Here is a 25,172-nt window from a genome sequence, read left to right as displayed (position 1 = left end):
TATCCCAAACAAAAAAAAAGTCCCTCACTGTTTAGTGAAGGACTTATCTTAAAAACGGCGGTAACCTACTCTCCCACTTGCGCAGTACCATCGGCACGACCGGGCTTAACTTCTCTGTTCGGAATGGGAAGAGGTGGAGCCCCGGTGTTATAACCACCTGAATATCTTCAGTTAACAGTTTACAGTTAACAGTTTACAGTATTAAATACCACAACCGTATGCCTTGCTGTCAACCGTGTAGGATTGACTGATGTAAAAGAGCGAGTATCGTTATCTTATATTCGTAATATAGCAAACCTCTGGTTTGTTGTTTGGCGTCAGTTAACATCATTCTGGTTACTGACACCCTTGAAAGCGTCCGGGCTATTAGTACTACTCGGCTATGACATTGCTGCCTTTACACCTGTAGCCTATCAAGGTCGTAGTCTACAACCACCCTTAATGGATATCTTATCTTGAAGTCGGCTTCGTACTTAGATGCTTTCAGCACTTATCCAATCCGGACTTAGCTACCCGGCGATGCTCCTGGCGGAACAACCGGCAGACCAGGGGTCCGTCCAACACGGTCCTCTCGTACTAGTGTCAGATCTCCGCAAATATCCTGCGCCCACGATAGATAGAGACCGAACTGTCTCACGACGTTCTGAACCCAGCTCGCGTGCCACTTTAATGGGCGAACAGCCCAACCCTTGGGACCTGCTCCAGCCCCAGGATGTGACGAGCCGACATCGAGGTGCCAAACCATTCCGTCGATATGAGCTCTTGGGAATGATCAGCCTGTTATCCCCGGAGTACCTTTTATCCTTTGAGCGATGGCCATTCCATACTGAAACCACCGGATCACTATGCTCTAGTTTCCTACCTGATCGACTTGTGGGTCTCTCAGTCAAGCGTGCTTATACCATTACACTCTACGAACGGTTACCAATCGTCCTGAGCACACCTTTAGAAGCCTCCGTTACTCTTTTGGAGGCGACCACCCCAGTCAAACTACCCACCATACACTGTTCCTGCATCCGCAGGTTAGATTCCAAACAATTAAAGGGCCGTATTTCAAGGATGGCTCCACAAGTACTGGCGTACCCGCTTCACAGCCTCCGGCCTATCCTACACATCAAGTGCCCAGAATCAATGTAAAGCTATAGTAAAGGTTCACGGGGTCTTTTCGTCCCATCGCGGGTAATCGGCATCTTCACCGATACTACAATTTCACCGAGATCACAGTTGAGACAGTGTCAAGATCATTACACCATTCGTGCAGGTCGGAACTTACCCGACAAGGAATTTCGCTACCTTAGGACCGTTATAGTTACGGCCGCCGTTTACTGGGGCTTCAATTCAATGCTTCTGATTGCTCATGACATCTCCTCTTAACCTTCCAGCACCGGGCAGGTGTCAGGCTATATACTTCTTCTTTCAAATTTGCATAGCCATGTGTTTTTGTTAAACAGTTGCCTTGACCTATTCTCTGCGGCCACCCTTACAGATGGCACCCTTTATCCCGAAGTTACAGGGTCATTTTGCCTAATTCCTTAACTGTGAATCGCTCGAGCGCCTTAGTATTTTCAACCCGACTACGTGTGTCCGTTTGTGGTACGGTTGCTATACAGATTAGCGTTTAGCGGTTTTTCTAGGCAGTATGCTTACCTGCATTATCTACGCTCCCGAAGGATTGTAGTACTATCAGTTTCAACTCCAAAGGCGGATTTGCCTACCTCTGTCTACGTCTACTTCCTTTAACCAAGTAATCCGTCACTTGGCAGCAGTGTCACTCCTGCGTCCCCACATAACTCTGTATAACAGTACCGGAATATTAACCGGTTCTTCCATCGGCTTCGCCGTTCGGCTACACCTTAGGGTCCGACTTACCCTGATCCGATTAGCGTTGATCAGGAAACCTTAGTCTTTCGGCGAGGAGGTTTCTCACCCCCTTTATCGTTACTTATACCTACATTTGCTTTTCTACACGCTCCAGAATACCTGACGGTACGCCTTCAACGCTGAGTAGAATGCTCCCCTACCGATAATATTTTATCCCATAGCTTCGGTAACATGTTTATGCCCGATTATTATCCACGCACGACCACTCGACTAGTGAGCTGTTACGCACTCTTTAAATGAATGGCTGCTTCCAAGCCAACATCCTAGCTGTCTTAGTAGTCATACTTCGTTAATTCAACTGAACATGTATTTGGGGACCTTAGCTGATGGTCTGGGTTCTTTCCCTCTCGGACATGGACCTTAGCACCCATGCCCTCACTCCCGGTATTAACTTATGCCCATTCGGAGTTTATCTGGACTTGATAGGCGGCGAAGCCCTCGCATCCAATCAGTCGCTCTACCTGACATAAGTAATTCGCCGAGGCTGCACCTAAATGCATTTCGGGGAGTACGAGCTATCTCCAAGTTTGATTAGCCTTTCACCCCTACCCTCAGGTCATCCGAAAGCTTTTCAACGCTTACCGGTTCGGTCCTCCATTTGGTGTTACCCAAACTTCAACCTGCCCAAGGGTAGATCACTTGGTTTCGCGTCTACTCCTACTGACTCAAACGCCCTGTTAAGACTTGCTTTCGCTTCGGCTGCGTACATCATTGTACTTAACCTTGCCAGTAAGAGTAACTCGTAGGTTCATTATGCAAAAGGCACGCCGTCACATTTTAATGCTCCGACCGCTTGTAGGCACATGGTTTCAGGGTCTCTTTCACTCCTCTGTTCGAGGTGCTTTTCACCTTTCCCTCACGGTACTGGTTCACTATCGGTCTCTCAGGAGTATTTAGCCTTACCGGATGGTCCCGGCTGATTCACACAGGATTTCTCGTGTCCCGCGCTACTCAGGATACTGCTAGGCTTCGGATATGATTCGTATACGGGATTATCACCCTCTATGATCGCTCTTTCCATAGCGTTCTACTTCAAATCGGTCTTGCCACGGCGCAGTCCTACAACCCCGCTATTGCCTAAACAATAACGGTTTGGGCTCTTCCCATTTCGCTCGCCACTACTCTGGGAATCATTTTTATTTTCTTTTCCTACGGGTACTTAGATGTTTCAGTTCCCCGCGTTTGCTCACTACATACATAGTGTAATATCCTCTTCGGATACTGGGTTGCCCCATTCGGAAATCCACGGATCAAGGGTTATTTGCACCTTCCCGTAGCTTATCGCAGCTTATCACGTCCTTCTTCGCCTCTGAGAGCCTAGGCATCCCCCATGTGCCCTTTCCTACTTTCTTTTTTCTATCTAACAAATAACCCGAAGATTATTCATTAGCAGGGTTTGATAGATTATTTCCATAATCTAACTTTACTTGCTCTTTTTTTACATCATGTCAAAGATCGTTTTTAAGTGTAAACTGATAAGTGTAAAGTGAAAAATATAATTTATATTCTTCGTTTTTCACTCTTCGTTATTCACTTAAGTTGTGGAGAATAACGGATTCGAACCGTTGACCCCCTGCGTGCAAGGCAGGTGCTCTAGCCAGCTGAGCTAATCCCCCGGATTCTTTCAAGAACACCAGGATTACGCTTCGCATCTTATTTTTCGGTTAACAATTTATGACCATGACTTAAAATTTCTATAAATCCAGCCTCTATTATTCAACCGATCTTTAAGATCTCAATTCTTCAAATCTCCTTTATCTGCAACCCCTCTCTCGGTAAGCGGATGCAAAGGTAGTTCTTTTTATCAAACTTCCAAATTGTCAGACCAAAAAAAACAGTTTTTTTCTGCTAACAGGCCTGAATTCATAAGGAATATCAAAGATAAAACTTTTAATGACAATAATTTAAGAAGGCTCAAAAAATTACACTTAATTTGAATATTTTTATTCACCGATAAATTATGAGGCTATTTATGAGAGAGGAAAGCCTTTTCAGTCTTTCCTCCGCCTGACATATAAGTCCACTTTTCTACATAGTATAAATATCGGATATTCATTTCACTCTGGGAATATTCACTATTTTTTTTAATTAACACGAGAATAATATAAGACCCGATTAAAGATAGTTAATAAGATAAATAATCAGACTCTGTAAACTTACCTATACTCAAATACCTGTTATATAACATTTTGTATTTCTCATGGTTTGCCATATCCGGTTTATACTCACATATAAAGCCTTGCCCCATTTTTAACTGTGCTTCCTGCACTGTATGATATTTTCCCGCAACGACAGCCGCAAACATAGCAGCTCCTAATGCACAGGTCTGCTGCGAGCGTGCGACTTTTATAGGTAAGCCTATTACATCTGATAACATTTGCATTACAAAAGGAGCTTTCAAGGAAATACCTCCAATACCTATTACTTCTTTTATTTCAATACCAGATTCTATAAAACGTTCTATAATCGCTTTGGAGCCAAATGCCGTAGCCTCAACCAATGCCCTGAAAATCAATGGGGCCGAGCTACCGAGAGTCAGTCCTGTAACCGTCCCTGTAAGTAGCTGATTAGCATCCGGCGTACGACGACCATGCATCCAGTCTGTAGCTACAATCGTACTTTTTTCTACGGGAACTTTCATCGCCCCTTCCGAAAGGAGTGGAATAATAGCATCACCCACTTCTTCTATTAATTTAGATTTCAATTCGTCGTTGAGTAATTCTGATCTGGATAGTATATTCTCCAATGGCCATTCCAATAATTTCCGGAACCATGCATACAAATCACCAAAAGCCGACTGTCCCGCCTCAAGGCCTATATATCCGGGAAAAACCGAACCATCTACCTGTCCGCAAATGCCGGGAATAAGCTTATTCCGCATCTCATCATACGGCACAACCATTATGTCGCAGGTAGATGTTCCCATAACACGGACAAATGCTCCGGGTGTTACACCCGCACCGACTGCTCCCATATGACAATCTATTGCCCCTATACCAACTTTAACCTTTGTTGTCAGGCCCAGACGTGAAGCCCATTCGGCAGTAAGAGTCCCGGCACAGGTATCCGAAGGGTATGTTTTCTCAAACAGGTGAGAGCGGAATCCTGACAATAATGGGGAAAGTTCTGTAAGAAACTCTTCGGATGGAAGGCCATCCCATTGTTCATGCCACATCGCTTTATGACCTGCAGCACAACGACTACGCAGAACACTCTCAGGTTTTGTATTACCGGTCAGTAATGCCGGCATCCAATCGGTATGCTCGATCCATGAGTAGGCTTTTTCGCGGACTTTTTCATCTACACGAAGCACGTGCAATACTTTTGACCAGACCCATTCGGCGGAATAAATCCCCCCTTCATAGGCAGTGAAGTCTACAACCCATTCTTTCGCAAGTTCATTAATTTCGATGGATTCTTTTATGGCCGTATGATCTTTCCATAAGACAAACATAGCATTCGGATTATCCTCATATTCGTCCAACAGGGCTAAAGGAGTACCCTGTTTATCTACTAGCACCGGTGTACTTGCTGTCATGTCGAATGAAATACCGATAATGTCTCCTGCAATATCCCCTGCAACCTTCGATAAAGAATCTTTTATTGCCGATTCGAGCGTATCTATGTAGTCCTGGGGATGTTGCCTGTATTGGTTTACTTGCGGATCACAGTATAATCCTTTCTTCCAGCGCGGGTAATATTTTACGGAGGAAGAAATTTCCTCCCCATTCTCCACATCAATTATCACGGTACGGCACGAATCTGTTCCGAAGTCCACTCCTATTACATATTTTCTATTCATCATATATCTTTTATTAATAAATAAGCTCTTTTATATTTCGGGCTTTCAGTCGAAACTGCCCATATCTGCCAATTCCGCTTTCATCAGGAATACATTGTATGGCAACCACATAGACATCAGAAAATACAGGCTGTCGCCATCGGCCGACAACGGATGAAAATATGATCCGTACAACTGCGCATATTCCACTCCCGAGGCCAATTCATAAGGCTCACTCCAAGGTCCGGTTATTTCTGTTGCCGTACGCATGGTTATGTTATATCTATCGGCATTAAAATAGGCAATTATCCATCTATTATGTTTCTGGTTATATATAAATGATAGTTCTCCCACTTTGTCATTAAATATGTTCGTAGCTTGCTCTTCATCACCTTTGAGCCATTGTTTGGTTAAGCCATTCCAAAATTCATAATTAGCCTGATTCTCTATATGCTGTTCTTTGAACCGGGCCAGGCGCGCATTGCTGTCGCGTCCTGTTTGAGTCCCAATCATATACACATATCCATCCTTCTTAAAATATCCCCCCTGCCCAAAATTACTATTGGAAGAAAAACGTACATTTTCGCATTTCGCCCATGTTTGACCGTTATCGACAGATCTATACAGACCGGAATAATTTGTAATCCATCCCGTCCAGTTTTTTATATTAAAATAATGTACATAATCTATATTATTTGCCCGGATAGCTGCTGCCGGAATAGAGGTCCAGTCTCCATTACCCGACGCATCTTTTCCTCCATATATAATTTCGCGGGCATTACCCGACGCATCTACAGCCATACTATTGAATGTCAATCCATCTTCAAGATCATTATCATCCGAAAAGGCAAGAACATTACTGCGCCAACTCCCACCGTTAGGACCGGGAGCGGCAGAGTTAGGCGAAAAGTCGCGCCCGAACGTATCTCCGAAGAAAATCCCATATTTTCCCGGATTCATTTCCCAGATAATTCCCAGATCGGTTCCTCCGACATTCCATTTCTGCGCTGTATTATTCGGGCTAGGGAATTGTTCGCCAGACATAGGGCTCCCTGTTACACGTGCCGTACGGGAAACCTTACGAATAAAAAATCCCCAACGATTATCTATAGTCAGAACTTTTTCTTTCGATTTATTTCCGTCCTTGTAATAAGCAGTCAATAACAGCCGAAAGGATTCGGGATCTGTTTTTTTTACCACATACCTGAATAGATAAGAGGCTGACAGTTCCGATTTTTCTATTTTTGCAGAATAACTTTCACCTCCGCTTTTTGTAACCAGCAGATAATCTATCTCTCCTATATTTTTAAAAGTAAGTGTCGTGGAAACTGCTTTTGTTTCCTTATCGGGTACCAGTTCCGCTATTGAGACCGTAATTTCGTCAATAGGGATATAGGGTTCATTCTCTTCATCTTTACTACAAGAGTAAAATCCTGAAAAAAAGGCTAGCACCCATATATTAACTATATATTTAAATAATCGAGTCCTCATATTATATATTATTATTCCAATTCCGCTCTCATCAGGAACACATTATATGGCCTCCACATCGACATCAGAAAATATAAATTATCACCATCTAATGATGCCGGATGTATATACGAACCATATAACTGAGGGTATTCTTTCCCAGTCGCCAATATCTGAGGTTCGCTCCACCGGCCGGTCAGTTCTTCCGCATAACGTATAGATATATTATATCTGGCAGCGCAGAAATATGTTATAATCCAACATTTATACTTGTTATGATATACAATAGACAGTTCACCCACTGTATCTTCAAACAGGTTAGTAGCTTGAGATTCATCACCTCTGATCCACTCATTGCGATCCTTGTTCCAGTATTCATACAAGGATTGGTTTTCTATATCTTTTTCGTTGAACCGTGCCAGGCGGGGATTACTGTGTCGGCCTGTTTCCGTTCCTATCATATAAACATAGCCATCCTTCTTATAATATCCGGCTTGTCCAAAATTACTATCCGGAGTAAAATGGACTGTTGCACATTTTTCCCATGTTTTTCCATCGTCTTCCGATTTGTAAAGGCCTGAATAATTGGTTATCCATCCCGTCCAGTTTTTCATATTGAAATAGTGCACATAATCCTTATTATTTGCCCGGATAGCTGCTGTCGGGATCGATGTCCAGTCTCCATTACCCGACTTATCCTTTCCTCCGGGAATAAGTTCTCTGGCATTGCCATTTTCATCAGTAACCATGCAGTTAATAGTCAATCCATCATCAAGATTACAGTCATTCGAAAAAGCCAAGACGTTGCACCGCCAATTATCGCCGAAGTCTGCCGGATCGTCCTGACCGGGGATGAAACCCTTACCAAAAGTATCGCCAAGAAAAATTCCATATTTCCCTTTATCCATTTCCCAAACAATACCGAGGTCTGTACCTCCCACATCGTATATTCCGGTAGTATTATTAGGAGAGGACAAGGTCTCACCTTTTACGGCAGTTCCCGTTATACGCGCAATCCGCTCTACTTTTTTTATTTTTAAATGTTTCTTATTTTTTGAGAATCCGTATTCTATTTTCCCATCGTTACTCATCGAAATCAAGGAAGAAGAGAATCCTATCAGGAAAAATATATGCTTGATTTTGTTTGACAATTTCATATTAACATCGTTTTGCCATAGATTCTTCTGGAAGAAGATAATACCCCCTCTCATACTTTAGGAAGAGGTATTATGGCTTATTTACAATTATTGTTCCGGCATTTCATTACCCCAAAGTCTAGAATCTCCCCCCCTGTTTTTTCTCCATTCGTGACGCCAGCGATGCATATCCGGCACGTTAATGAATGGCTTCAATTTGCGCACTTCTTTCGATGGTGCAGGAGGCAGAGGGCTGGCTTCCGACTGATACCAGTATGCGACGGTAGCCAAATCTAATGTAAGATTATTTGCATGTCCGTGTTCTATACTTGCTTTCAGGCTTTTTTCGAAGAAAACAGGATCTTCTATAAAGAAGCGATATATATGTGTACGCCCCAACCAGCCTACATCATTGTTCACACGTGGATATCCGAAGTATGGATGAGAATAGGCCTCTTTTGGACACCATGATGTATTGAAAAGGTCTTCCGTACCTGTTCCCAGCAATGAAGCTTCTTCTTCGCCATCAATAAACCAAAAGTCGTCACCTTCACCATACCAGATTGGAGAAGGACAATGGACATAATAGTTAAGCCCCACAAAATGCCCTTTACCTTTGATATCAGCAAATACATAATTGCGGTCGCCTGTTGTATTATTGTCTTGTTTCCCGATTACAGCCCATTCTGTTTCTCCTTCAGGTGCAGCCTCTGTCAACTCCTGATTATACCACGCATGGAAACGGCCCAGATCGGCTGGTAATTTTTTAGTTTCATAATAATCTACATAAAAATAAAATTTCTCAAGATTTACATCCGACTGGTTTTCAATTTCGAGCCTGGCACCTTCAGCAAAAGGCATGGAGAAATATGACACCATTGATGTACCGTTTGCAGGACCTGCTGTAATAGGCAGTGCCGAATAATTGTACCGTTCATTCCATCCCTGACCAAAGAACGGCCCGATAGGAGATTCAACAGAAGGATAAGCATTGCCATCCCAGTACATACGGATTATAACATCGCTACGGTTCAAAACATGAGGCTCGGGAGCCATTGTTATCCATATATGGTTTATAATACCTGAACCGGGTATATCAGCAATTATACGTTTTTCCCCGGGACGTATATCTGAAAGATGATCCAGAACTCCTCCTGCGGGATCATTACTGCTAATGCGCCGGTTTCGCATTCCGTTTTTCATTTGAGAAAGCTCATACATAGTTCCCGGAACGGGATTTTGAGCTTCTGAATCCGGAATACAGAATGATGCAAACAGTAAACAAATTAAAATTAGCTTTAATGATTTCTTTTTCATAATAATAAACTATTTATCTAATGGGTTCTGACGGCCTGCCTTTTATGAACGGAAGGCAGGCTAAGATACTTAATGTTTATAACATATGGTTATTCAAAAGTCAGAGGGAAAGGAAGTTCATAATTTTCCGGTAAGATTATCATTGCATTGATACAATAGAATTTAGCCCAGTGAGTATTCTCAGGCCCGGGACACAGGGTTATAGTAATTCTTTCACTATCATCCGGAGTTATATCCCTGACAACAGCAACATTTGATGTATTGTAAGCCGTATTCAAATATGTCACTACTTCTTCACCTTTACCTTTAACCCGATATTCATTTTGAGTATTTATATCATTAATCGTACTAAAAAAAATAAAAGAATATTTCAGGTTTTTATTCAAAGAAAGTACAAGTCGGCTCGAAGCCACATCCTTCCCGTCATTAAAAAATAAGTCATCCGACACCTCCGACGGAAAACCCAATGTATTTGGAAAGTTTCGGTCAAATGTTCCGAAAACTCCGTCAATAGAAATAGAATAATCAGAAACTGCATCTTCCATATCTTTTAATTTATCTAATTTCATGTCAGATACCTTAAAGTTATTAAAAGGTGCTGCCGATAGTATATCACCAAAATCAATAAATATTGGACTTTTGAATGGGAAAGCCTTAAGTACATTTAATGTAGAAAAATATTTCAGTTTCCCGTCCTCCGATTCTATTTTGAGCGTTGTTTGTCCCGGAACAAGCCCTACTAGTGTAAGGGAATTATCCGTATGAGGCTCAAGCCGCACAAGTTCTGGTTTGTCGACACTCCATATAAATTTCCCTTTGGCTGTTTCTTCGCTGTCAAAAACAGGAAATATCGTTACCTTGTTTTCTATTTCGGTCTTGACTGTTATAATTTTTTGGGTAATTCTTGCATATTTTGTTGGGAATTCAGGCATATCATCACCACTCTTGCAAGAACTGATTCCCAAAACTATTAAAAGAATATAGAAAATATATTTAAAAGATTTCATAAGATAATATTTTATATTCACTATTATTTGTATCAGTAAGAAGAACCGGAGCGGAAACTACCGATTCCGGTTCTCCTTGTTTGAGAATTAATAACCCGGAGCCTGGATCAGCCTGGGATTAATATCAATCTGGGCTTGCGGCACAGGCCACAGATACATTTTTTTGTAAAATCTACGATTTTTGTAAAAAGTACGTTTATAGAATGCATCAGGATTATTGATATCATCACTTTTCGCAGACCCTTTAAAGTTCATCCCGTAATACGGACGATTAAGTTCAGTTTCTGCAATTTTCCATCGACGTACATCATGAAAGCGGATACCTTCACAGTTAAACTCCACCCGCCTTTCTTGTTGAATCAGCTTACGGATCTCGTCCTGAGAACCCGATGTTACATCCGGGATTCCGGCTCTCTGCCTCACATAATTGATGTATTTTAAAATATCCGCATTACCCGGGTCGGATTCATTCAGAGCTTCGGCATAACCCAAGTATGCTTCTGCCAAACGGTAAAGAATACCAGGCTGATACGGATGTGTCGGAGTCCTGGGGAAAACTTCGAGACTAATCCTCTTCCTTACATTATAACCATTTTGCGGAGCGTCGAAGGTGTTTCCTGTATCCCGTCCTCCATTCTGATAAAACTCAACCCGTCTGTTATCTACTCCTAGCCACGCCTCATTGTATATTACCGATGCATAGAAACGTGCTTCTCTCTTACAATACATGTTGAATGTGCCTGGGAGTGTCACCTGTCCGTGTACATTGTCCGGCCCTGATGCTCCCGGCCAATTTGTATTTCTTACTTCCCCTAGCGTAGAAAATCCGCTTTCGGAATATCCGGATGCGGGATTAATAATTGGCATATTATTTACATCGTATCCCAGTATCGGACTCGTGCCGTTTTCCATATAAAAAGCATCTACCAGTTCCTGGGTAACACCCATCCCGGCATTTCCGTTTATTCCTTTTGGCAGATGATGATCCTGCCAACTACCCAAACCTTCATAATAATCTCTACCCGGGTCCCATGTCCTTCCAAATATAATCTCTTTATTACCTTCAGAAAATTTCTTCAAAGACATATTATAATATGACATGAAAGGATCTATTGTACTGTCATTATTGTATTCCTTATATAGCTGATAGCCGTTTGCATGTGCCAGATCGATCAACTCTTTATGAGCTGTTGCCGCACGGCTCCACTTACCGATCTCCGCTGTAGGTTTGAATAAATTGACCCCATCATTATTTTTCCAGTCCTTAAGATCCGGATTCCCATTAAATAAAGGGCTTGCCGCAAAAAGAAGCATACGCGCTCTCACAGCATAACACATTGCGGAAGTTGCTCTACCCCAATCAGCTTCTTGAGAATAAACTGCAGGCAGGTGTTTGGCCACTTCTACCAATTCATTATCTATCCAGCTCACAATATCATCATATGGAGTTTGAGTGATCATCAGTTCCGACTCTGGTGCATCCACTGATTCTATAACTCCGGGCTTGAACGGGATCGGACCATATATCTCCAGCATTAACGCATAGTAGTACGCAATCAGGAAGCGGGCTTCATATTTCATTCTAGTAACATATTCGTCGCTCATACCCTGCGCCTGATTGGGACGCGCATTTTCTATAAATATCAATGCACTCCGTATTTTTTGAGGAAAAGTAACCCAATAATAGGGATTCCATGCCGATTCCGGATTCCAATCCCCGGCAGTGTATGCATACACATTTTTCCATCCAAAAGGTTGCCACTCTGATGGAATAGTCATATCATCTGACATTATGTTCCATCCCTGTTCTTTAAAATACCCCCACATCGGATTAGGTACCCCTGAATACACACCTGCAAGCCAGTCTTCAGTTCTGATTTTATCAGAAAATATCATCTCCATCGTCAGATAATCATCAGGTTTCTTATCCAGAAAATCGGAGCATCCTGTTGTGCCAATTATTAGTAATGAAGAAATAAGGGCCAGTATTAAATATTTTATATCTTTCATATTCATCATTATTTATTGGAAATTAATACTTAATCCAAATGATATGGACTGAGTCATAGGATACTTAAGCCCATCCGTCGTGGCTAATTCCGGATCCCATAATTTAAATTTAGAGAAAGTAAAGATATTCGAAGCCCTTGCAAAGAGACGCAGGTTTTCTATTCCGGCCGATCTCGTCCATACCTGAGGCAATGTATAACCAACCTCCAAAGTCCTCAACCGCAAGAAGCTCATATCTCTTAACCACCAGGTAGATGCCTGTTCATTATTAGTATTCGCCCCATAAGTCAATCTTGGCCAGAATACATTCTGATTCGGATTTTCCTTTGTCCAGCGATCATCGATATTAGTGAAGACATTCCCGGTTGCTCCTAATGCGGTTCCGGGTAACCAGTTCTCTCCGCCAAGCATCTGATATGTATTAGCTGTACCCTGGAAGAAAAAGCCAAAATCTATAGCCTTATATTTTATATTGGCACCAAATCCGTATACAATTTCCGGATTAAAGGTTCCGCCAATAGCTGTCCGGTCTCTTGCATCGATCGAATTATCCCCGTTCAAATCTTTATACTTGATATCACCCGGACGGACTGTACCGAACGTATGAGCAGGTATCTCCTGCTTTAAATTGCCATTGGTGTCAAAATCATCTTCAGTAAAAAGCCCTTCTGATACAAGTCCGAATATCTGGTTGATAGGATGTCCCGTTTCAGCCCTGTTAGTTCCTATTACAGCAGCAGGTTCATCTTTCTCAATAATTTTGTTTCTGGCAAAAGTGTAATTTGCCATTGCCGAAATATGCCAGTCGTCAGACAATTTTTTATTTGCATTCAGAGACAGTTCAAACCCTTTATTTTCTACTTTACCAAAATTGGCATAAGGAGTTTGCATAAATCCGGCCGAACCCGGAACTGTCCGCCTTTGCATAAAAATATCCCTGCGCTTATCCATGAAAACATCCGCGGTCAGGTTTACCGAATTGCCCCATAAACCCACCTCCAAGCCTAAGTTTGTCTTGGTCGATGTTTCCCATGTTAATGCAGTATTTTCTGCATTCCCTTCTGCTTTTCCGACACGATGGAAATTACTATCTGTGCCAAAAGTATACCATCCGTAACTTTCATTGATTGTTGAAAGATACGCAAACCTGTTATCCCAGATATTTACGCCAAGTATACTATTACCTACTTCACCCCAGGACCCTCTAAGTTTCAGATTGGAAATAGTGTTTGCCAGGCCTTCCATAAAACTCTCCTGAGAAATGATCCACCCTAAAGAAACCGATGGAAAAAATCCGAAGCGATTACCTTTGGCAAAATTTTCCGAACCATTGTACCCAAAGTTGAACTCCGCAACATAGCGGGTATTATAAGTATAGGAGAATCTTCCGGCAAAACCCTGAGTACGGTAAGGCAAACGGTCCCAATATTCAGTTCCTCTTTCGAGCTCCCTCTGATTATATAAAAGCATAGAATTTACAGCATGCTTTTTATCAAAGGTTCTCTCATAGTTGATTGCCCCTTCAAGATAAATACTTTGTTCACCCCATTCGGAACCGACATCATAACCTAGAAATTGTTGACCATAAGTATATATAGACAACGCTAAATTTCCATTAGCATCTCTTTCAGTGGCAGGTGTATAATAATCAGGATTTTTTCCCCTAACCTTATAGGAACCCGAATATCTGTCGAAAGAAAAACTCAATTTTGCACTTAACCCGGGAGTGATAAATTTCAGATCTTGCTCAACGGATGCCAAAGATTCAATTTTATGGCGGTTCAATGTTTCATACCCCCGTTGTGTAGCCCAGGCCCACGGATTTTCCCTTGCATATACCCGAGGTATTTCTCCTGTTGAATAAACGGGAGGATGAACATATGGAGGAATCCTCGAAGCCTGATAGAAAATACCCACATCTGTTTCATTCCATCCCGGAGGAGAGTTACGGGCGATCAGATGTCCTCCCAGATTGAAACGAAACAGCGTAGTTTTAGTCAGGTTAACATCTACATTTGAACGGACATTATAACGCCTGACCTTCAGAGAAGAATCCCATGCCTGATTTTTATCTCTTTCTATAATTCCGCTCTCATTATAGAGCCCTAACGTTAGAGCATAACGTAATATGTCACTACCTCCGTTTATATCTAAATTAGCAGTAGTACTACTTGCAAAGTCCTTTGCTACAACATCCCACCAGTTGATATCAGGATACAGTTCGGGATCGGTTTGATTTCTGTAATTTTCGATTGTTGCGTTGTTGAAGAGCGGAGACTGATTAGGATATGCGTCCAGATAGACGTCGTTCATCAATTCCAGATACTTCACAGAACCAATATACTTAGGCAGTTTCGTTGGCTTAGTATATGCCTGCTCTACGCGCGCGCTTACTTTCGGGGCCCCTATTTTACCCCGTTTTGTTGTAATCATTATCACGCCATTAGCCCCCCTAACGCCATATACGGCACTGGCAGCAGCATCTTTTAACACAGAAAATGATTCGATTTCATTCGGGTCCATATCGTGTAAGGAGCGCTCTATTCCGTCTATCAACACTAAAGGCTTAGAATTTCCAAAAGAACTCATACCTCTAATCCAAAAATCAGAATCATTAAACCACGGATTGCCACTTCGTTGTACGGCAATTACCCCGGCTAACTTCCCTGCAAGATTATTGCTGACCGAACGAACTGGGGCTGTAAGTAATGATTGAGGCTCAACAGTACTAATAGCTCCAACAACTGACGCTTTCTTCTGAGAACCGAATCCGACAACCACTACTTCATCCAAAAAAGCGACATCTTCATCTAAGGCAACATCAATAACCTTTCTGTTCCCTATTTCTTCTACTTTCTCTTTAAAACCAATACATGTAAATCTCAGTACAGCACTGTTTGATTTTGTACCAATGGAATAAGTTCCATTTTCATCTGTGATCACTCCATTTGTAGTGCCAACTTCTGTAACTACTACTCCGGCCAATAACTCTCCTTTAGAATCGCTCACACGTCCTGTTATTACCCTGCCGGACTGAGCAAAAGCAAAAACAAGGTTTAGGAAACAACACATCATTAACAGGAAATACTTTCCATTTCTTCTTCGTTTCATGTGTCTCATAACAATCATAATTTTAGCATAAGTATCTATATATAATTTTTTAATAAGATCATTCTTGTTTATCGTACCGGGTATCGGTAAATTCGTTCCTTAGATTTTGCTTTTCAGTTATCAAATTACAATTTATCCACCATATGCAAGACCTACACGGAAAAAGACCAATACCCGATAAAATCATCTGAATCTTCAGGTATTCCTATACACTCATTCATTCAATATGAATAACCTGCCCTTCCGAATAAACCCTGTCTGTTTTACCCTCTTCTTTTGCTTCGTTGGTCAGATAACCCAGAAGTTTCACAACAAACCGATATTTCTTACTTGTATCGATTGTTATATCGCGAGATGTTCCTTCATTTTCGACTATAACTATTTCTCTGTAAATATTATTCTCTACTACCTGTATACTGACTTCCAACGGCCGTCTGAAATCATCCGATATATTTGCAGGAATCTGCCATGATAATTTGACTAGATTATCATGTTTTGTATAACTCAAATTTTCAATCTCAGGTAAAGAATGACCGAATTCTTTATAATCAATAACATCTCTATCATAACAGCTTGTAAATGACATAATAGTAAGCGCTATGATCAGCATTCTAGCTATATTTTTCATAATCATATCTTTATTTTCAATATTAATACCCCGGATTCTGTGTATAATTACCTTTTGCCCATTTCATTTGAGGTAACGGAATTGGGAAATACTCATCTCTACCCGCTGTAAAGCGCGCATTATCCATCCAGGAAAATCTATTTTTCTCAACAGCGAAATAATCATTCATCGTTTTTTCCAAAATACCCCACCGCTGCAAATCGAAGAACCGGCGTCCTTCGCAAGCCATTTCCAAACGGTTTTCCCATTGTAATGCTTTCATAGCAAAATCTTTAGTCCAGGTGCAATTGATTCCGGGCTTATATGTTTCACATTTGTAATTCAAGATTGGCGATCCATCCGCTTTCCTCAAACGGATAGTACTTTTTGCCGCCCGCTCCCGAATTTTGTTGATTAACGGCAAGGCTTCATCCCATCTATCCAACTGTATGAGCGCCTCGGCTTTCCATAGTAATACTTCATCGTAACGAATCATCCTTTTATTCATCGAATTGAACTGCCAGCCATCATATAGCAAACAATTACAATTAGGATGGACCAGTTCCTTTATTGATTTCAGATATCCATATTCAGCCGGATTACGAATTGCTTTTTGTTCGAAGATCAGAAAAGGATCATATTTATAGGGTTGTCCCGGAACGGCGGCAGTATGACTAAAACGGGGATCGAATGTATTTTTACCGAAAAATTCGTTATCCCCATCAGCATAGCTACCGACATTGTAAGTATCAAACATCGGCAATCCGTCTGTTCCGGTTTTGAAAGCATTTCCCATTGTGTAACTCACATGGTGAAAACCACAGCATTGAAATCCGGCCCATTGCCATGGATGATTCAATCCTTCACTTCTGTTTATTTTCCCTCCTGTAGAGCTACCGTCATCGATCGAATATTGTATTTCCCATATAGATTCTTTCGTATTATTATCAAAAGCAATATCAAAATTATCTCCAAAATCATCGCATAACCCAACAGCTTTACCTTCCTGCTCCGTCAACTTATTGAGATATACCAGGGCTTCTGTTAATCTGTCTTTATTGATGGTTGTTACACGGTGTCTTTCATCCTGCTCATAGGCCATAGAAAGCAGTACCCGGGCAATCATTGCCGTTGCTGCATTCTTCGTTATGCGCCCTTTATCCACCTGGCTTTCGGGCAGAAGGTTTTCCGCGTCTTTAAAATCGTTCAACAGTTTTTCCCATAAGTACAGATCGTTTGGCATATCTTTTTCCCTGTTCGGTACTGATTCAAAAGCAGAGGAAGTCCCAACAACCTTCTCGTCAATATAAGGCACATATTTCCAGAACAGCTTAATACGATAAAGCGTAAAAGTCCGAATAAACTTCATTTCTCCCATTCTGGCGTTCCTGGCGGGAAATTCATCTTCAGTGATTGTCTCCAGTCTTTGCAAAGCGGTATTACATCTCTGTATTACCTGATATGATACATACCATGGGTAATCGAGAGGCCATCCATTTGGAGTTACGCCCACAAAGGTTTCCATAAAATGCCAGCCATCTCCATCCCATGTACCTCCTCCACCTTTATAAGAATCGTCGGAACGTAATGAACCTGACCACCAGGGTGCAAAAGGTGAATCCCAGGACGGTATATCTGTCATTCTTGCATATGCTGCAGTTACAAAGCCTTCCATATCTTCAGGTTTCGTAAGCAACGATTCATCCAATACTTGTTTGGGAGCCACATCTAAAAAATCGGAACAACTATTTGCTGCGAAAAAGAAAGCTAAAACGAATATTATTAATTTAAACTTTTTCATAGATACTAAGATTTAGAATGTAACATTAAGTCCAAATGTTAATGAGAATGGAGTCAAATAACCGTAACCGGGCATCTCCGGATCGAAACTTGTGTATTTATCTTTACCCCAGCTTTTCTTCAGAGTTAAGACGTTTCGTGCCGAAGTATAGATTCTTAGGTTCTGCATCAACATCTTACCTGATATTTTCTTTGGAAGTGTATACCCTAATTCTATATTCCTCAGTTTGAGATAAGACCCATCTTCTACAAAATAGCTGGAGAAACGATGTTCTGCATTTTGTGTCGAATTAGATATAGCTGGAATATCTGAATTAGGATTATCGAATGACCAGGCACCTAATATTCTCTCCGGATGATTTTTATGAGCCGGTACAGTTATATTCCATAAGTCGGATTCTTGTTTCCAGATATTATTTACTTTATTGCCATAAACACCCTGGAAGAATATATTCATATCAAAATTGCGGTATTTAAGGTCAAATGTGATCCCTCCGAAGAAATCTGGATCTGTAACTCCGATATATGTTCTGTCATATACTTCGTCTACCACTCCATTTCCATCGAGATCTTTGTAGCGAATACGGCCGACAGCCTTTCCTTTCTGTTCGGCATGGTTATCAACTTCCTCCTGTGTCTTAAATATGCCATCAGCAACTAAGCCATAAAGTATATTAGGAGTTCTTCCGGTAACAAGGTCAAGTACCCCATCGCCCGGATATTTATTAATTACGTTTTCGGGAAGATCTATTATTTTGGTTTTATAGGTTCCTATATTGGCCGAGATAGTGTACTGAAAGGCTGATTTAGGATCGTTACTATAACTAATGGAAAATTCTATCCCTTTATTATTCATATCAGCACCATTAATCCAAGGTTCGCCACCTTCACCCATCGCTGCAATGTAAGGTGTTTGAACCAATATATCTGATGTCTTCTTATAATAATATCCTAACGAGCCGTTTATCCGTTGATTAAGGAATCCGAAATCTACAGCAAGATCGGTCTGTGTTGTTGTTTCCCATTTGAGATCCGGATTACCCAACCATGTTCTCCTATAACCCGAATATAAAGGCCCGGTCTCATTTCCTTCTATAGGATAAGATGTCCCGAAATAATCGGTTGTGAACGGAGTAGATGTATAACCTCTGGGTAAACCTTGTACACTGCCGTTTGCTCCCCAGCTGGCACGCAACTTGAGGTCAGATATAAAGTTAAAGTCCGCCATGAAAGGTTCGTTATTAATCCGCCATCCTGCCGAGAATGCAGGGAACGTCGCATAACGATTATTTGCACCGAAAAGAGAAGATCCATCCCGACGCAACGTGGCTGAAAACAAATACTTTGTATCATAAACGTAATTGGCTTTTCCAAATACGGAGAAATATGTATACTCATCGGCAGAACTTCCAAGAGAATATTTTGATCCAGTAGTTATCCCTAAGTGAGCGAAGTCACGGTCTTCAAGATAGACACCTTCTCTTCTTGCTGAGAACCCTTCTTGTACAAACCTTGTCAGTTCCAATCCAAGTACGGCATCAAGACTATGTTTCCCTTTATTCATATTATAAGACATAGTGTTAGTCCAAACATAGCTAAGAGGATGAGACTGGCTATTTCCTACATAGTTTTCGCCGTCACTATTCCGTCCTCCGTTTTCGGACCAGGCACGATCCAGAGTCCTGTTATATGCATTCCCGTAATCTACACCAAACTGTGTGCGGGCAGATATCCCCTTCCAGATATCAAGGTCCAGAAAAACATTACCTATTACTTTTACATAGTTGTTAGTATTGTCTTTATTGTTTGTCAATACACGCACAGGGTTTGTAAAGTCATCAAAACCAGCAGCTCCTGCCCATCCTCCATTGACGTCATAAACGGGAACCGCCGGAGGCATAATCATAGCCCAACGCGTTTCATTCCCATCCCTGTACTGCAAATAGGACACAGCAAGATTTTCCCCTATCTTCAACCGGTTATTTATCAGATTATACTCCGTATTGACCCGTATTGAATACTGTCTGAAATATGTATGAATTTGTGTTCCCTGATTGTCGTAATAGCCAAGCGAAAATAAACTTTTCGATTTATCCGATCCACTGGAAACAGTTAATTGATGATTAGTCATTATTGCTGTCCTGAGAACCTCATCCATCCAGTTTGTATCAGAACCTCTTACCGTTTTGTCGGCATTAAGCCATTCAGCCGGTCGCGCCGCATCCAGTATAGCTCTTCCGTTAGCATCTCTATGCCATATGAAATCGTAGGTAGATGGTAATGACATAGCCATCCCATATATCTCTTCGTCATATGCCTGCGCCCTGAAAGTCGCAATCCCGTATTGTTCCGCATTCATCAGTTTCGGCTTATTCAATACGGTATTGAAAGAAACACTCCCGTTATATTCGACTTTGGTTGTGCCAGCTACTCCTTTCTTAGTCTGAACCAATACTACTCCTCCTGAAGCCCTGGCTCCGTATATACTTGCAGAAGCCGCATCCTTCAAGACTTGGATAGACTCAATATCTCCTGAGTTTATATCACGAAGATTCAGGTTTTCAGTTGGCATCCCATCTAATACTATCAAAGGCTTAATTCCTCCCGATAAAGATGAAAGTCCCCTGATTTGTATATTAACTCCTTCTGCCGGATCACCTCCGTTAGTAGTAATATATACTCCTGAAAGTTTTCCCTGAAGAGACTTCATTGCATTCGCTGACGGATTTTTTGCTAAATCAGCAGCATTGGCAATAGATAGTGATCCCGTCAAATCAGCCTTCTTCTGAGTCATATAACCGGTATAAATCACCTCTTGCAACATGGTAGCATCGTTCTCCATATTTACATTAATCGTGCTCTGATTCCCGACTACGACTTCAATCGTTTTTTTTCCAATAAAGTTAAAGACAAGAATAGCACTTTCTGAATCTGCTTCCAATGTGTACTTTCCATTAGCATCAGTCATCGTACCTTTTTGAGTGTCCTTAATAAAGACACTCACCCCGGGCAGAGTCTCTCCGGTTTCAAGTTCAAATACCGTACCTGTAACTATTCTTTTTTGGTATGCCTCATCAGTACCGTTTATCGCAAACAGGCCAACTGATGTGAAAATCATTAGCATTAGAATAAGTGACTTTCGATATATGTTTTTCCATAGTTTTAGAAACAATATAATTCTGAGATTACATAGCAGTTCCTTTTTCATAATTTTTAGTTTAAGGTGAAACAGTGTAAAAAATCTTATTATTGATTTTAAAGATTATAAACAGGAAGAGCTTAGGAGAAAACTCCTCCTGTTTTTATATCGACCTTCTATTTATAGATCGGGCCATATGTATTACATGCCCTATAATCAGAACCTTCAGTATCAGAACCAAAGGCACTCCATGCCGATGGACGGAATATCTTATCCTCATCCACATTATGCATACAGACAGGGATAGAACACATGGAAGCAAGCGAAATCAGATCTGCTCCGATATGCCCGTAACTGATAGCTCCATGATTGGCTCCCCAATAATTCATAACAGAGTACACATCTTTAAAATGGCCTTGTCCGTTAAGTCTGGGCACAAAAAATGTAGACGGCCAGGTTTTATCTGTACGCTGATCAATTATATTAAATATTTCTTCCGGGAATGTAGCTGTCCATCCTTCTGCTATCTGAATAACAGGCCCTTGCCCTTTCACCAGATTAATGCGGCACATTGTAACAGGCATTCCGGCTTTTGACAAAAGCTTGGAAGAATAACCACCTCCACGGAAATATTCTAAGGAAGAAGGCCCCCACTTTGTCGCTTTAAGCATAGCATTTACTTCCTCTTCGTCTATTTCCCAGAAAGGTTTCATTACAGGTTTACCATATTTGGTTTGCTCTCCTGTAGCATCCAAAGTACATGCTCCGGAATTGATCAGGTGGATAGCCCCATTCTCCAACAGGCCGTCCGGTTTCCAGCCTGTAACCCTTTCCAAAGCTGCAGGACTCCAATATGTTCTTACATCTGCAAATATCTGAGCCGTATTTGTTAATAATTTACCAAATAACATTGATATCCCATTCAGATGATCATCCTCTGTCGCAAATGTAAAAGGCTCACGTATGCCATTCCAGTCAAAAGATGTATTAAGAATTGCTTCAGAAAAATCGCCGTTCGGAAGAAAATCTGTCCACTGGCGCTGTCCCTGGAATCCTCCGGCAATAGCGTTGTGCCCCATTGCTTCTTCTCCAAATCCCATATCCCATAACTTATCATTGCCTATCATCAGATCGCGCATGATTAAAGTCATTTTCACTACAAATTCCCAGTCTTGGTCTTTCTGCTCACGCGAGCGCCGGATTGTTTCAGGATTATGATCCGGTAATTCATTCACAACACAGTTTTTCTTGGTCCAAGCCAGTGCTTTTTCAAATTCATCCTTATCATATATCTCCTGCTGAATCCTCCGAAGCACTTCGGAACAATCTACATATTCGGTACGCATACCCAGATATTCCTGAAGAAAATCAGGGTTTACGATAGATCCACCTATCCCCATCGAGACAGATCCGATAGCCAAATAAGATTTCCCCCGCATGATGGCTACTGCAAGGCCTGCTTTAGCAAAACGTAACAATTTTTCCTGAACATCTTCAGGTATCACAGGATCACCCATATCCTGAACATCGCGTCCGTAAATTCCGAAAGTAGGGAGGCCTTTTTGCGTATGTGCGGCAAGAGCAGCAGCCAGATATACGGCACCCGGACGCTCAGTGCCGTTAAAGCCCCATATTGCTTTTGGTATCAGAGGATTCATATCTATTGTTTCTGATCCATAACACCAGCATGCTGTTACGGAGAGAGAAACTCCAACATTTTCCCTTTCAAACTTCTCTGCACAGTCAGCCGCTTCTTTAACACCGCCAATACATGTATCCGCGATGACGCATTGCACAGGTGATCCATCCGGATAGCGAAGATTTGTGCTATAAAATTCAGCAACCCTTTTTGCCATATTCATCACTGTATCTTCTAAAGACTCACGGATACCTCTCCTGCGCCCGTCAATAACAGGGCGAATCCCAATTTTTGGATAGTTCGTTTTTTTCATTTTTTACTTTTTTAATATTACTTTTTCTTTATTGTTTCTCAAGTGTCAGTATATCGAAGTGAAATTTTGATCCCTTCTCTGTTTTTTTCACTTTAATTGAAATAGAATTTGTATGTCTGGTAAGAGTAAATATCCCTAACTCTGCATCCTCCATTTTTTCTTCAGTCTTGCTGTATACATCTTCCCACGATTTTATTTGCTTTTGCCTGTTCCAGACTTCAAAAGCTCCTCCATCGGGAGTTTTATAATAGGTCAGCTTAATTTTATAGACACCCTCTGGTACTTCATCCAGCATAATGCGCACCATTCCCTCATTTTCAGTATCCGCGATCAAACGATCTTTGTTTTCAACTTTCAGTCCATGACCGATCGACAGGTTCATTAACTGTGGATAAAAGATATGTGTAGAAGGCTCATAGACCGTACGCAGTTCTTCGGTCGGAAACACACCACATTCAGCAGGTTTTGATCCGTAATAGAATGCCAGAGATGTATAATCGACAGGAAATCTGTTTTGCTCAGGTCCATGTTCGATCGTAACCAGAAGGTTCTTATCGAATGTAACTTTATCCGTCATAAAAAAACGATATCCTCCGGTGCGTGCCATCGGTAAGGAATAATCGAGAGATCCATGTATAGGCAAACTCACCCCTCTATCCCATCTATCGAGCAAGGCATACCATCCTCCATTGTAGTAATCTTCCGACCCTGTACCATGCATCCTCAATTTATTATCGACTACAGTAGAATCATCTCCTTCGAAAAACAGAGTCATACCCGGGCGTAAAGCTTGAGCAATATGTATGATCCCTATATAATGCCCCCGATCCTTGATGTCTGCAAATAAATAGGGTTCGAATTCCTTTGGATTAATTTCCCGGCGCCAGATACTATATAGACGGCCTTCTTTTTCGGGGTTCTGTGCTTCTTTTGTATAAAATACCCTGGCTTTTACTTCTACCTTCGATTGGTTTATATCCTGCCTTTTTTCATATACAAGGCTCAGCCTCGCTTTTTTACTATACGGCATAGGGATATATGAATAGTTGATTGTCTGAAAAGAGCCCAGTAAAAGACTTTGCATGGCCGGTTTTCCATATGCGTAGCCAAAGAAATCGGCGGCGGGACTGTAAATAGCAGGAGACTCATCATCATCCCACTGCGCTTTCAACATAATATCTTTATATTTACCTTCCAGAGCCGGGCCAAAATCCAACTCAATGCCGGATATACGTCCTCCTTCATTGGCTGAGAAAAAAGGAACAGCTTCTCCCGGAGCAATAAAAAATTCTTTTGTTTCTACCAGCTGTTCAGCCTTATTCAAGCTAGTTAAAGGTTTAACTTGATGGAGCCAAAAATTACAAGCCGTGTTCAGAGCCTCTTTTTGCTTTGTATTCCATATCATACTGAAAGACTCTGTTTGCACATTCTCCGGATAAGGACGGTATTGTATCTGATGAAACATGATCTTCTCACCACAAAATACTATTTTACATGATTTTGCAAATTGAATAGGTACATAACAATAGTATCCTCCTATTTCATTTCCGCAAACCGGATTAACAAAAGGAAAAATCCTTCCTGAAAACAAGTCTATAAAAGGAATACTGATACGTGGAGTTTTTTCGCCATCAATATAGAATTGTATTGTATCTGTAGTCGGTGTGGGCGTCCAAATACGATTAATAACGCCAGGTCCTTTGTAATCGGCCAATACCAATTTCCCATTTTCCTTGCGTAGATAGGAATATTTCCCCGAAAAACCGTCATCATTGTTTCCCGTACGGTCATAACTTGATTCTTGTTCCATTATCCCGGTCCGGTATTGAGGTAATAATGCAAAATTGTATAATTGCTCCAATTCGCTGACCAAGGTAATGTCACCCGCATTTTTCTTCTTTTGTGAGTATGCAGGAAAAACAAGTAAAAATCCGAAAATAATAAAAATTAATTTTTTCATA

General features: G+C 41.4%; 12 protein-coding genes, 1 tRNA gene and 2 rRNA genes. All 15 read right to left on the bottom strand.

Going from position 1 to position 25,172, the window contains the following annotated elements; genetic code table 11:
- Positions 1–52: 52 nt before the first annotated feature.
- The 15 genes from rrf to ACYQ3L_RS27060 all read right to left on the bottom strand — a co-directional run bounded on the left by rrf (position 53) and on the right by ACYQ3L_RS27060 (position 25,171).
- Positions 53–161 (bottom strand): 5S ribosomal RNA (gene rrf / locus ACYQ3L_RS27130).
- A gap of 185 nt (positions 162–346) precedes the next feature.
- Positions 347–3,233, bottom strand: a 23S ribosomal RNA gene (locus ACYQ3L_RS27125).
- A gap of 190 nt (positions 3,234–3,423) precedes the next feature.
- Positions 3,424–3,497, bottom strand: a tRNA-Ala gene (locus ACYQ3L_RS27120).
- A gap of 509 nt (positions 3,498–4,006) precedes the next feature.
- On the bottom strand, positions 4,007–5,686 hold the full coding sequence (locus ACYQ3L_RS27115) for a ribulokinase (RefSeq protein ID WP_379997747.1): 1,680 nt from the start codon (positions 5,684–5,686) through the stop codon (positions 4,007–4,009).
- A 42-nt stretch (positions 5,687–5,728) separates the two neighbouring features.
- The gene (locus ACYQ3L_RS27110) at positions 5,729–7,153 is read right to left on the bottom strand and encodes a glycoside hydrolase family 183 protein (protein WP_379997749.1); all 1,425 of its coding nucleotides are present in this window, start codon (positions 7,151–7,153) and stop codon (positions 5,729–5,731) included.
- A gap of 11 nt (positions 7,154–7,164) precedes the next feature.
- Entirely contained in the window at positions 7,165–8,289 is a 1,125-nt protein-coding gene (locus ACYQ3L_RS27105) for a glycoside hydrolase family 183 protein (RefSeq protein WP_379997751.1), read from the bottom strand.
- 87 nt (positions 8,290–8,376) lie between these two features.
- Entirely contained in the window at positions 8,377–9,585 is a 1,209-nt protein-coding gene (locus ACYQ3L_RS27100) for a glycoside hydrolase family 172 protein (RefSeq protein WP_379997753.1), read from the bottom strand.
- 89 nt (positions 9,586–9,674) lie between these two features.
- Positions 9,675–10,592, bottom strand: coding sequence for a hypothetical protein (locus tag ACYQ3L_RS27095; RefSeq protein ID WP_379997755.1), 918 nt, complete (start codon positions 10,590–10,592; stop codon positions 9,675–9,677).
- Positions 10,593–10,679: 87 nt separating this feature from the next.
- The gene (locus ACYQ3L_RS27090) at positions 10,680–12,602 is read right to left on the bottom strand and encodes a RagB/SusD family nutrient uptake outer membrane protein (protein WP_379997757.1); all 1,923 of its coding nucleotides are present in this window, start codon (positions 12,600–12,602) and stop codon (positions 10,680–10,682) included.
- Between the two features lie 12 nt (positions 12,603–12,614).
- Positions 12,615–15,722: a SusC/RagA family TonB-linked outer membrane protein gene (locus tag ACYQ3L_RS27085; protein ID WP_379997759.1), complete on the bottom strand. Its 3,108-nt coding sequence runs from the start codon at positions 15,720–15,722 to the stop codon at positions 12,615–12,617.
- A gap of 208 nt (positions 15,723–15,930) precedes the next feature.
- Positions 15,931–16,341 carry a DUF4945 domain-containing protein gene (locus ACYQ3L_RS27080; protein WP_379997761.1) on the bottom strand — a complete coding sequence of 137 codons (411 nt, stop codon included), beginning with the start codon at positions 16,339–16,341 and terminating at the stop codon, positions 15,931–15,933.
- A 22-nt stretch (positions 16,342–16,363) separates the two neighbouring features.
- Positions 16,364–18,121 (bottom strand): RagB/SusD family nutrient uptake outer membrane protein, encoded by a 1,758-nt coding sequence (locus ACYQ3L_RS27075; RefSeq protein ID WP_379997763.1) that lies wholly within the window; start codon positions 18,119–18,121, stop codon positions 16,364–16,366.
- A gap of 12 nt (positions 18,122–18,133) precedes the next feature.
- Entirely contained in the window at positions 18,134–21,238 is a 3,105-nt protein-coding gene (locus tag ACYQ3L_RS27070; protein WP_379997765.1) for a SusC/RagA family TonB-linked outer membrane protein, read from the bottom strand.
- 197 nt (positions 21,239–21,435) lie between these two features.
- Positions 21,436–23,211 carry an L-fucose isomerase gene (locus ACYQ3L_RS27065; RefSeq protein WP_379997767.1) on the bottom strand — a complete coding sequence of 592 codons (1,776 nt, stop codon included), beginning with the start codon at positions 23,209–23,211 and terminating at the stop codon, positions 21,436–21,438.
- 28 nt (positions 23,212–23,239) lie between these two features.
- Complete coding sequence (locus ACYQ3L_RS27060) at positions 23,240–25,171, bottom strand: glycoside hydrolase family 172 protein (protein ID WP_379997769.1); 1,932 nt, start codon at positions 25,169–25,171, stop codon at positions 23,240–23,242.
- Position 25,172: the final 1 nt, after the last annotated feature.

It is taken from the genome of Dysgonomonas termitidis, from assembly GCF_054657735.1.
Note: the sequence above shows the minus strand (reverse complement) of the source record. Positions and strands in the feature narration are given on the sequence as shown.

Excerpts from the sequence above, each read along its gene's own strand:
- ACYQ3L_RS27070 (WP_379997765.1), bottom strand. The coding sequence starts at position 21,238 with ATGATTTTCACATCAGTTGGCCTGTTTGCGATAAACGGTACTGATGAG.
- ACYQ3L_RS27080 (WP_379997761.1), bottom strand. The coding sequence starts at position 16,341 with ATGAAAAATATAGCTAGAATGCTGATCATAGCGCTTACTATTATGTCA.
- ACYQ3L_RS27115 (WP_379997747.1), bottom strand. The coding sequence starts at position 5,686 with ATGATGAATAGAAAATATGTAATAGGAGTGGACTTCGGAACAGATTCG.
- ACYQ3L_RS27065 (WP_379997767.1), bottom strand. The coding sequence starts at position 23,211 with ATGAAAAAAACGAACTATCCAAAAATTGGGATTCGCCCTGTTATTGAC.
- ACYQ3L_RS27075 (WP_379997763.1), bottom strand. The coding sequence starts at position 18,121 with ATGAAAAAGTTTAAATTAATAATATTCGTTTTAGCTTTCTTTTTCGCA.
- ACYQ3L_RS27090 (WP_379997757.1), bottom strand. The coding sequence starts at position 12,602 with ATGAAAGATATAAAATATTTAATACTGGCCCTTATTTCTTCATTACTA.
- ACYQ3L_RS27095 (WP_379997755.1), bottom strand. The coding sequence starts at position 10,592 with ATGAAATCTTTTAAATATATTTTCTATATTCTTTTAATAGTTTTGGGA.
- ACYQ3L_RS27100 (WP_379997753.1), bottom strand. The coding sequence starts at position 9,585 with ATGAAAAAGAAATCATTAAAGCTAATTTTAATTTGTTTACTGTTTGCA.
- ACYQ3L_RS27105 (WP_379997751.1), bottom strand. The coding sequence starts at position 8,289 with ATGAAATTGTCAAACAAAATCAAGCATATATTTTTCCTGATAGGATTC.
- ACYQ3L_RS27060 (WP_379997769.1), bottom strand. The coding sequence starts at position 25,171 with ATGAAAAAATTAATTTTTATTATTTTCGGATTTTTACTTGTTTTTCCT.
- ACYQ3L_RS27110 (WP_379997749.1), bottom strand. The coding sequence starts at position 7,153 with ATGAGGACTCGATTATTTAAATATATAGTTAATATATGGGTGCTAGCC.
- ACYQ3L_RS27085 (WP_379997759.1), bottom strand. The coding sequence starts at position 15,722 with ATGAGACACATGAAACGAAGAAGAAATGGAAAGTATTTCCTGTTAATG.